The organism is Yeguia hominis (assembly GCF_014384705.1).
Classification (GTDB): domain Bacteria; phylum Bacillota; class Clostridia; order Oscillospirales; family Acutalibacteraceae; genus Yeguia; species Yeguia hominis.
This window is the reverse complement of the sequence record NZ_JACRSN010000035.1, coordinates 1-5,527: the sequence shown is the minus strand read 5'-3', so window position 1 is coordinate 5,527 and position 5,527 is coordinate 1. Positions and strand designations below refer to the sequence as shown.

Below are 5,527 nucleotides of genomic sequence, written 5' to 3'. Positions count from 1 at the left end.
TCTGGTGTTTCTGGCCATTTTCCTTGGCGGTACAATTCCACGCACTTTTTCTTGTATTCATAACTATATTTCATAAAATACCCCCAATACTACGTGTCCAGTATTGGGGGTACATATCAAAGCAGCCTCTGCTTTTACATTTTCGAGAAAATCCTTTCTGAATTCCTGCGCATCCATGTTAACCCTCCACCCGCCAGTCTTCAATACTGGCCAGACTAATTGAATATTGTACCTCGATAATCTGCGGAACGACATTATCTGATGTCAGCCTTGGGAAATCCGCGTCTACGCGGAAATGCATTTCCCCCGAGCATACATATTTTTGCTCCCTATACTCAGGAAGATCGATAAAGCCATAGCGCATCAGCTTGCTTTCCAAAAGGGAATAGGCGTCATCGTTTTCATGCACCCGTCTGAAAGTGTGATCTACCTGCTCTCCAAGTGACACTGCGCCGCTGTGTTCTGGTGCACACTTATCAATAAGCATCACAACCAATTCTCCAGGATCGGTATTTGCAAGCTGCTCCAAAGAAGAAATTTTCACAGAATCTGCGGATACACCCACAGATTTCACCTCATGCCAGTTGTCTGCGTACACAAAGTCTTGATCAGCACCATCCGGGCCGACCCATCCTTGAACCGCCGGCAGAATTGGATATCCGGCATCAATCACTTCGCACAGATAGATAAGCTCGCCAAGCAATCCTTTGCGGTTACTCTCATCCATCAGGCTTTTTCTTTGATGCTCAAGCAGTTTGTTCCATTGCTTAAAGCGCCGCACTGTTAAATTCAAAGCAGAAATCTCATTATCTACTGTTTGAGAATAAGAGATCAAATCCGCGCACAGCAATTCAAAAACGCTGTCCTGTTCATTGCGCATAAGCACAAAGGAAAGAGTCCATCGTCCGTCTGTGCGGCGGCCCTTGGTTACAGCAATTGATTTGGAAGACGGCAGAAGTTCCGGCTCATTCTGTGAAATAATCACCAAGGCTTTCTGGTCAATCTCCTTGTAGCCAACGTGCCATTCAAGGGCGTGTTTCACCTCAATCTGTATGTATCCTCCGTCATAGTAGTTGAAGGCATTCCACTTCTCATGAAGATATTCAGCAGTAATTTTCATTCGTCTTCTTCCTCGTCAGGATCCATCCAGTTTTTCAGTTCAACCATGTTCACCATGTAATTCGCAGTATGGATACCGGCACCAGTATCAGGGAAACCAACGCCAAGCGCAAATAAATAGGGAGGAACTTCTCTGTTGGTAGATTCGACTTTATCCAAATCTGTTTCAATGATGTGCAGCATCAGCAACGGGCTTCGCTCTCGAATCAAATAGGCACTGTCAGACATATGCTTGTTCCCATTTTGTTCTTTGAAGCGTTTCCTTGCTGTTTCGATCTGTTCTTTGGTTAATCCAACTCTTGTGCAGCCGCCGGAACCCACCTTCACTTTGGTTCCGCTGATCCGAATCATTTTGTCGTCAGCTATCACAGAACGGCGCTCAGTTGCCTTAATCGGGAGTACTTCGCTGCCGCATTTGAGACCAGGCTCATATTCTGAGCCTTCACCGTCTGTAATAAGGGCAACATCCCAAGTCTCATTGTCCATTTTTTCATCGATATACTCAGCAAGTGCTCTGCCTTGGAAGGCAAGGTGCCACGGGTGCGTTTCAAAGTCAAGAAGCAGCTGCACAACCAATTCTTTGTTTACACCGCGCCAATAATATGGCTTCACAGAGAAGTCACGAGTTCCGGCACTGCCCAAATGATCCACAAATTCTTTGAATGCAGCTTCATTTGCTTTCAGTATTTCGGGATTGGCCTTGAGCTTGGGCGTTTCAAGCAGCTTTCCTGATACAGTTACAGGGCGGCTTACCTGTGTTGCCGAGCGCATTTTGTTGCGGGCTGTTGCAATAAGTGAGTTCGGATCCTGACGCACTTTCAGACCGAACTCCATCGGTGTTTGGTTGGCAAGCTTCATCTTTGCAATTTCATCTTTAAGCTCATTGGCCGCTCTGGTGATGTATCCATACCAGTCAATCGCTTCTTCTGCCATCCAAATTCTGAAAAGGTCTTCGTAGTTTGGGCGATAACCAAACCAGCGCCCCATCTGCAGCAGCGTATCATACATTTGGGATTTTCGATAGAAATAACTGACTCCCAGCCCCTCCAACGTCAGGCCTCTGGACAAGCTGTTGCCGCCAACTGCAATAACACGCAGACCATCTTCTTTGTGGTTGAAATAATCCAGACTTGTTGCGCCAGTCCTTTGGTTGACTGCGCGCACTGCAATAGGGGCGATAGCGCGGTTTAAGTAATTGGAGCAAATATCATTCCAATTTGTCCGGCTTATCTTTTCTAGTTGGTGTTTTATCCACACTTTATGCAGATAACGCAGAGATGCAATTTGCTCGCGCTTTTCATCATCCAAAGCAGCATAATTCTGCACGTCGGACTTTACTTGAACAAGCCATTCATTTACAGCTTCTGCAATTCGGTTCTGCACATCTGTAAAACGGCTAACATGAATCATCATGGAGCGGTGCTCGGTATAATCGCCGCGCAGATCACGAATTGCATTAAACAGCAGAAAGTATGCGATTGCTTCATACATGCTGGGCGGCAGCGCATCCACTTCCAATGTCTTTTTGTGTGTGAAAGGGAAAAATAGATCCATTTCTTCGCGCCGCAGCGGAATCAATACATCAGAAAACTCCTCTGTTGTGTCTCCGAAGATTTTATCAGCTCCAATGTAGTTCGTAGGCGGTGCCAACGAGTAGATAAAATCTCTGGGAAATAGGTCATCGCCAATCATTTCATCTTCTGTTTCGGGGTTGATAAAAATATTGGCAAAGGGGGTCGCAGTAATTCCCAGATAGGAAGCCTGATTAAACTCGTGCAGCAGCTGGCGAATGCAGGCATTGATAGCGGCTGGGCTGTCATCCTCACTCTTTGTATTAACAGATGCATTATCTGCCTCATCATCAATCAAGAGCATGGGCAGCATTATTTTCCCTGTGGTGTTATCACGACTATTGGAGAGCCATTTAATCAAATTGTTCAATATCCGCTTGTTTTTCTTTACGACTAAGACAATCGGATCTGAAACGCTTTGAAGGTTCAAATCATTGCTTTTCAGCACATTGATGTCAAAATCCTTAGTCACAGAGGTAAAGGCTGCGATACGCTTCTGTACGCCGTACCTGCCTACGCCAACAGGCTGGTTTTTGATTCCCTGTTCAGCCTTTGGATCCAGATAATACTCACTCTTCCGGCCAGAGAACTCTGCATCCAAGCGAGACTGAGTCTGCTGGCGCAGATTTTCCATCATTCCTGCAAGAACAATAATAATTCTGTATCCAGTATCAGCAGCTTTGTTGCTGATTGCGGTGTAATTTGCGGTTTTGCCGGATTGGACATCGCCCAACACCAATCCGCGGCGCTGAAAAGGTTCTTTACTTTGCGGATCTCCGAGCAGATCGACGATCTCGTCAGAAACCTTATCCAGCGTTGCGGTAACCCTTGGATTCCAATGTTTAATTTCCTCTAGATATTTTTTATATCGATTCCAGAAGAAAAAGTCCAAATCTGCTCTTCTGGACGGAAGCCATGATTTATGAGGTGTATTTCGATCATTGATGTACACGCCGACATCCATCTGTATAACAATCGACGCACGTAGCCGGACAAGAATTTCTGCAAATTCCTCATCCGTTACTGGAAGTGTGCTCAGCGTTGCACGCATGCTTTGTGCAAGCGTAAGAAATTCTTCCTCTGTAGGCGGAACTTCCTTGTACCGAGTACTAACCGCTGCGGAAATGAGATTTTCCAACATTTCAATATTAGGGTTTAACATTGCCGTCCTCCTTTGCTTTTAGAGCGCGAATCACATCCGGATATCCGCAGAAAGGATCAGTATGCTCTATCTTTTCAAGCATTTCACGCCGCATAATGCTGCTGGGCAGAACGGACAGCATCTGTTCCAGCGTTTTGAACATCTCCTGCTCGCCCATATCCGCATCATTCTCAATCTTTTCGTCATTATTAAGATCAATGTAAAGTTGATTCAGAGGGATTCCTCGTTCTATGTATTTCAGTAATGTTTCAAGCTTGCCTCGAATTTCCGGAGCTTCGGCAACGATCTGATCTACCAACACATGGTCTCGGTTGATCTCATATACGATGCCGTTTTCCGGCGTTTTTAATCGGGTCCACATATGCTCAACCGAATCCGAAGTTTCCTTTTTCCCTCTGAACGTCCATGTCCGCTTACTTTTATCTGCAATACGATCAATTACAGTCTGAAGGCTATTCCTCACCTCGGCAGGTGGAATTGCATGAGATTTCTTAATATCCAGAGTCCATAAATCGTCCAAGTCATTTGGGATATCGACCATAACACGAGCCAGCTTTGAAAGATCACCCTGCCGCATCATACGGAACCACGTTCCCCAAATTAGAAGCCGCTTGTTTCGATATACATAAAAGCCCTGCCGTTTGCGAATTCCATCTTTGCCGCCAAGTTGGTTCTTTTCCTCTTCAGTCATTTTAGAAATATGAGGCAGAATATATGGCGTTACCAGAATGCGTTTGCCTCGAATCACCAGCGTTTCTGTGTCCATGGCTTGCGTGCTCTTCTTTATCAAAAACGGATCTGCCGCTTTAAGCTTTACTCCATTGAAGACTATTTCTAACTTTTTTATTCCGGATTCTCCGGATAAGTACCTGTGAAATACCAGTTCAAGGTGCTGCCTTACCTCGTCCATTTTTCGGCCAAGCGATTTTTCATAATCTACTTCGCCCATCAGCAAACGGTCGAGGTTCTGCCATACAACCAATGTACCGCTATCCTGCTCGTACAAATCAGAAATATGAGGAACTGAGGCGAAGTCTTCTTTATCAAGGATCAACAGTGACCATGCACCTGTTTTAATGACGTAATCAAGATCCCAGCGCCGTCCAATTACCTGATCTCCCTGTTTGCTGATTACGGTCAAAACACAGCACTGAGACAAAGATGCAGTCTTCAGACCTAAGCCATATCGTCCCAAGTCAGACGAGTCTCGTGTCTCAGTCGGGCTCTTACTTCCATACTGCATAGCGATATTCATTTGAGCATCATCCATACCGGTGCCATTATCCAGAATTGAGACATATGCATCGCCTACTGGAAAGAATGACAGCTGAACTTTCCCAGCTTTTGCAGCAATACTGTTGTCAATAATATCTGCAATTGCAGCTTCCAAACTATAGCCGATTGCTCTCGTCGATTGCATCAGCACCGGTGCAAATGGCGGCATATTTCTTTCCTGCATTGTTTTCACCTCTTTGGTATGTATTTTGGACCTACTTATCCCGATGTTGTTATGTCACAGACTGGATAGTGCCCTTGAGACCATTTCTTTATAATCCGTTTTTATCTTTTCAGGCCCTTTGATTCTTACTTTCCCGCCGAAGCCGAAAATCCAGCTGAAGAAGATATGGCTGATGGCCACCCGGACGATCACGCGGAAGGTGCTCATATCGCAGGC

Annotated in this window: 3 protein-coding genes; all 3 read right to left on the bottom strand. The window is 45.4% G+C overall.

Annotated features, from left to right (window positions below; all coding sequences use genetic code 11):
* Nucleotides 1-178 precede the first annotated feature (178 nt).
* The 3 genes from IAG03_RS13745 to IAG03_RS13735 are packed head-to-tail and all read right to left on the bottom strand — an operon-like array spanning nucleotide 179 to nucleotide 5,311.
* On the bottom strand, nucleotides 179-1,120 hold the full coding sequence (locus tag IAG03_RS13745; protein WP_249320673.1) for a PD-(D/E)XK motif protein: 942 nt from the start codon (nucleotides 1,118-1,120) through the stop codon (nucleotides 179-181).
* Nucleotides 1,117-3,852, bottom strand: coding sequence for a Z1 domain-containing protein (locus IAG03_RS13740; protein WP_249320669.1), 2,736 nt, complete (start codon nucleotides 3,850-3,852; stop codon nucleotides 1,117-1,119). The genes IAG03_RS13745 and IAG03_RS13740 overlap by 4 nt, the downstream gene beginning before the upstream one ends.
* The gene (locus IAG03_RS13735) at nucleotides 3,839-5,311 is read right to left on the bottom strand and encodes an ATP-binding protein (protein ID WP_249320668.1); all 1,473 of its coding nucleotides are present in this window, start codon (nucleotides 5,309-5,311) and stop codon (nucleotides 3,839-3,841) included. Before IAG03_RS13735 ends, IAG03_RS13740 begins: the two co-directional genes overlap by 14 nt.
* Nucleotides 5,312-5,527: the final 216 nt, after the last annotated feature.

Coding starts and splice junctions, on each gene's coding strand:
- IAG03_RS13735 (WP_249320668.1), bottom strand. CDS start 5,311: ATGCAGGAAAGAAATATGCCGCCATTTGCACCGGTGCTGATGCAATCG.
- IAG03_RS13745 (WP_249320673.1), bottom strand. CDS start 1,120: ATGAAAATTACTGCTGAATATCTTCATGAGAAGTGGAATGCCTTCAAC.
- IAG03_RS13740 (WP_249320669.1), bottom strand. CDS start 3,852: ATGTTAAACCCTAATATTGAAATGTTGGAAAATCTCATTTCCGCAGCG.